Source organism: Pseudonocardia sp., assembly GCF_025465255.1.
GTDB lineage: Bacteria > Actinomycetota > Actinomycetes > Mycobacteriales > Pseudonocardiaceae > Pseudonocardia.
The window spans coordinates 1-4,552 of sequence record NZ_JAODNI010000247.1 but is presented as its reverse complement, the minus strand read 5'-3'; the positions used below and the strand labels follow the sequence as shown (position 1 = coordinate 4,552).

General features: G+C 74.5%; 4 protein-coding genes. 1 reads left to right on the top strand and 3 read right to left on the bottom strand.

Annotated features, from left to right (window positions below):
- Together JWP64_RS30845 and JWP64_RS30840 are read right to left on the bottom strand one after the other, a co-directional pair.
- On the bottom strand, positions 1-733 hold a 733-nt coding region (locus JWP64_RS30845), incomplete at its 3' end, for an SDR family NAD(P)-dependent oxidoreductase (protein WP_297504067.1).
- A gap of 118 nt (positions 734-851) precedes the next feature.
- A complete protein-coding gene (locus JWP64_RS30840) occupies positions 852-1,940 on the bottom strand; it encodes an alpha/beta fold hydrolase (protein WP_297504065.1) in 1,089 nt (362 codons plus the stop codon).
- A 193-nt stretch (positions 1,941-2,133) separates the two neighbouring features.
- Here JWP64_RS30840 and JWP64_RS30835 point away from each other — a divergent pair, with 193 nt between their 5' ends.
- Entirely contained in the window at positions 2,134-2,880 is a 747-nt protein-coding gene (locus JWP64_RS30835) for an alpha/beta hydrolase (RefSeq protein ID WP_297504062.1), read from the top strand.
- A gap of 13 nt (positions 2,881-2,893) precedes the next feature.
- Here the strand turns inward: JWP64_RS30835 and JWP64_RS30830 are convergent, their stop codons facing one another.
- A complete protein-coding gene (locus JWP64_RS30830) occupies positions 2,894-4,402 on the bottom strand; it encodes a class I adenylate-forming enzyme family protein (protein ID WP_297504059.1) in 1,509 nt (502 codons plus the stop codon).
- Positions 4,403-4,552: the final 150 nt, after the last annotated feature.

The following is a 4,552-nucleotide window of genomic DNA, read 5'->3' as shown; positions in this document are numbered from 1 at the left end:
CCTCGCCGTTGATGTAGTCGTTGATCGCGATGCTGTGCACCAGCTCCGCGTACTCCGACGGGCTGCCCATCCGCTTCGGGAACGGCACGCCGCTGCCCCAGTGCTTCTCGGCCTCGTCGCGCTCCATCCGGAACGCCGGGGTGAAGAAGGTGCCGGGGGCGATCGCGACGACCCGGATGCCCAGCGGGCTCAGGTCGCGGGCGGCCGGCAGCGTCAGCCCGACCACGCCGCCCTTGGCCGCGGAGTACGCGGTCTGCCCGATCTGGCCCTCGTAGGCGGCGATGCTCGCCGTGTTGACGATCAGCCCCCGCGACCCGTTCTCGTCCGGCTCCTGGGTGGCCATCGCCGCGGACACGAGCCGCAGCGTGTTGAAGGTGCCGGAGAGGAAGAGGTTCAGGTACCAGTTGAACGCGTCCATCGGCGCGGGTGAGCCGTCCCGGCCCACCACCCGGGCGGCGCCGCCGCTCGAGCCGCCGTGCGCGTTCACCAGCAGCCGCAGCGGCCCGAGCTCGGTCGCGGCTGCGATCGCGCCCTGCACGCTGTCGTCGTCCGTCACGTCGGTGCTGACGTAGCGGGCCTGCTCGCCGAGGTCGTCCGCGAGCGCCTTGCCCCGCTCGTCGGACAGGTCCGCGATCACCACCGACGCGCCGGCCGCGACCAGCCGGCGCACCGTCGCCTCGCCGAGACCACCCGCACCTCCGGTGACGATCGCCGAGACACCGTTGACGTCCATGCTCGCTCCTTTGCTCGTGGTCGCCGTGCCGCTTGCGTGCACGCACTGTCAGATTAGCGGACGCAGGCGCTCGTTCCGAGAGGCAATCACGCCTCGACGCCCGGCGTCGGCGTCAGAATCAGCTGTCGAGGGGGAAGTGCTCGGTGAACCACCCCGTCGCACGGGCGAACCAGTCCGAGGCGGACGGGGTGAGGTTGAGGATGTGACCGGCGTCCGGGAGCACGTAGGTCTCCAGGACCGCGCCGGGCCCGAAGAACGGCGCCTCCGCCGCCCGGAGGGCCTGTGCGTCCGCACAGTCCGTGCCGGAGCCGTATCCACCCTGACGGCAGAACACGGCATCCCCGCGGCCATTGGCGACGAGGACGGGAACGTCGAGGGTGTCCGTCCGCAACAGCGGTGTGATGGCGAGGTAGGGGGCGAGCGTCCCGAGGTAGGCCGACGAGCCCGGGCTGCGCGAGTCCTCGTCGGCCTTGAGCACCGCGGGATCGGTCGGGCCGCCGGCGTGGAAGGTCTCCCGGGCCCCGGGCAGGCTGATGTAGCCCATGTCCAGCGGGACCTCGTCGCGCGTCGCCGGGTCCAGCGGCGCCGGGACGGCGTGGGCGAACAGCGCCGCGACGGCTCCCGCCGCGGGCGAGTGCGACGTCCCGCTGGCGACGATCCCGTCCACGTCCCGGTATGTCGTCGCCTCGACGTAGCCGGTGAGGGTCCCGAGCGAGTGGCCGACGAGCACCACGGTCGGGTAGGTGGCGCCGAGGGCGCCGGTCCGCGCCGCCTGCACGACCCGGTGGATCGCCTCGGCCTGGGCCTGGATGGTCACCGTCACGCTCGGCGGGTGGCTGCTCCCGCCGACCCCCAGCGGGTCGAGGGCGAGCGTGCTGTAGCCCGCGGCCGTCATGTGCCGGGAGTAGGAGAGGGGCTCACCGGCCGAGGTGCGCCCGACCGGGAAGTCCCAGTACGAGCGTGCGTAGGTGCCACCGGGCACGAGCAGCTGCAGGACCGGCGAGGGGCGCCCGGCGGGGTCGCAGAGGTCGCCCTCGACCTGTGCGCCGCCGGCCACCGGCACCGTGACGACCCGGCAGGCTCCGGCCGGGGGTCCGCCCTCTGCGGCCGCGGACGGCGCAGCAGCCACGAGGGCCACCAGCACCGCGAGCAGCGCGGCGGCCCCGCCCCGGCGGGCACGGCGGTGGGAATCCGAGAGAACGTCCATGGTCTCCCCGTTCGGTTCGACGATACATCTGACGATATCGCCATCAACCTGGCGATCGACGCAAAGCTTTGAGCTGTGAATACCAGCGAATGCGGCCGATCGGACGAAGATCTTCGCCGATTGCGACCGTACTATCTGACGGACGGTGTTCTTTCGCGGGGTCGGCGTCGATCCCCGATCACAGGAGCTCACGATGCCCGGACCCGCACTCGTCCTCGTCCACGGCGGCCAGCACGCCGCGGACTGCTGGGAGCCCACCGTTGCCGAGCTCCGGCGGCGCGCTCCGGACACGCCCGTGCTCGCCGTCGACCTGCCCGGGCGCGGCTCGTCCCCCGCCGACCTGGCCACCGTCACCGTCGCGGACTGGGTGGACTCGGTCGTGCGGCGGATCGAGGCCGAAGGGCTGAACGAGGTCGTCCTGGTCGGCCACTCGATGGCCGGGCTCACCGTGCCGGGCGTGGTCGCGCGGCTCGGCGCGGAGCGGGTCCGCCGGATGATCCTGATGGCCGCGGCGGTGCCACCGCAGGGCAGTTCGATCCTCGACACGCTGAGCGGGCCGCTGGCCTGGTACGCCGGGCGGGCCGCCCGTCGCGGCGGCCCGTCGTCCCCGATGCCCCGGGTGCTCGCGCGGATGTCCTTCTGCAACGGGATGACGCCCGCGCAGCGGGAGTTCACCCTGGCCCGGCGGTACGGCGAGTCCACCCGGGTCACGGCCGAGCCGGCGGACCGGAGCGCGTTGCCCCGGGAGGTGCCGCGCACCTGGATCCTCACCCTGCGGGACCGGGCGCAGCGCCTCGCGACCCAGCGGCGGGCCATCGCGGCGCTGGGCGGGGTCGACGAGGTGGTCGAGCTCGACACCTGCCACGACGCGATGATCAGCGCCCCGGCCGAGCTGGCGGCGATCCTGCTCGAACGCTGCCGGAGCACCGTCGCGGGCTGAGCCGGCCCGCGGGTCAGCCCGCCGGCGCGGCCGCGGCCCGCAGGGCGTTCCGGTCCACCTTCAGCATCGCGGTGACCGGCAGGTCCTCGACGAGCTCGAGGCGGTCCGGACGCTTGTAGTCCGCGAGCCGCTCGCGGGTCCAGTCCCGCAGCTCGTCGAGCGCGGGCGGGTCCGCCGGATCGGCCGGGACCACGAACGCCACGCCGATCTCGCCGATCACGGGGGCCGGGCTGCCGACGACCGCGACCCGGCGCACGCCGGGGTGTTCGGCGAGGACGTTCTCGACCTCGAGCGGATGCACGTTGTACCCGCCGCGGATGTAGAGGTCCGTCGAGCGGCCGACGAGCACCAGGTTCCCCTCGGGGGTGAACCGCCCGAGGTCCCCGCTGACCAGCCAGCCGTCCTCGGTCAGCGTCTCGGCCGTGCGCTCCGGGTCGTTCCAGTAGCCGCGCATCACGCAGGCGCCCCGGACCCGGACCCGGCCGGTCCCGCCCGGGGCGACGGGCCGCCCGTCGTCGTCGGTGACCGCGACCTCCATGCCCTCCTGCGGGCGGCCGACGGTGCGGAACTGCACCTCCGGCGGGTCGCCCGGCTCGGTGCCGCAGATCGTCGGGGACTCGGTCATCGCGTACCGGACGACCAGGGGCACGCCGATCCGCTGCGCCACCGCCTCGATCAGGTCCGGCGACGCCGGCGCGGTGGCCGCGATGCCGACCCGCAGGTCCGGCAGCCCGTGCGCGCCGGGCTCGTCGAGGAGCTTGCTCCACTGCGTCGGCACTCCCCCGACGACCGTGATCCGCTGCTCCCGCATGATCGCGGCCATCGCCGCGACCGACCACGGCACGGGCGAGACGACGAGCGTGAGACCCCAGACCAGCTGGTCCCACAGCTTCGCCATGTACCCGGCGTGCGCGAACGGCGTCGCGACGAGCCTGCGGTCGTACGGCGCGCTCATCACGCCGGCCGCCCGCGCGGACGCGGCGAGGTTGCGGGAGTCGAACCAGGCACCCTTCGGCGTGCCGGTGGTGCCGGAGGTCCAGATGATCACGGCCGGCGCCGCGGGGTCCGGCGCCGGCCGCCGGGCCCCGAGGCCCGCGTGCCGGTACAGCCCGGCGAGCGCGGTGCGCGGGAGCTCAGGGATCCCGGACGGCACCGGGGGCAGCCCGGCGTCGCCGTCGCGGACCACCAGCACCGGGCCCGCCCGGTCCAGCACCGCGCCGACCTCCCGCGGCCCGAGCCGGGTGTTGAGCCCGGTCGTCACGGCGCCGAGCCGGGCGAGCGCCGCGTAGCAGACCGCGTAGTCGATCGACGACGGCAGCATCAGGGCGACGACGTCGCCCTCGGCGACCCCGCGCTCGGCCAGCGCCCCGGCGAGCGCGTCGGAGCGGGTGTCCCACTCGGCGAACGACATCCGGGTGCCGTCGGCCTCGACGTAGGCGTCCCGCTCGCCGTGGGCCGCGGTCGCCGCCGAGATCAGCGCGTCCGCCGTGTCGAAGGTGCCCGGCAGCGGCGGGACGGTCACGGGGCCTCGGTCCCCAGGATGATCGTCCCGCTCGAGCAGAACCAGCCGCCCGTGCCGCTGACACAGGCGAGCTTCGCGTCCGGGACCTGCCGCGGCCCGCACTCGCCACGGAGCTGGCGCACCGCCTCCACCACCAGGAACAGCCCGCGC

What these genes read in the sequence shown, in the direction of transcription:
- JWP64_RS30840 (WP_297504065.1), bottom strand. Translation starts at nt 1,940, where the DNA reads ATGGACGTTCTCTCGGATTCCCACCGCCGTGCCCGCCGGGGCGGGGCC.
- JWP64_RS30835 (WP_297504062.1), top strand. Translation starts at nt 2,134, where the DNA reads ATGCCCGGACCCGCACTCGTCCTCGTCCACGGCGGCCAGCACGCCGCG.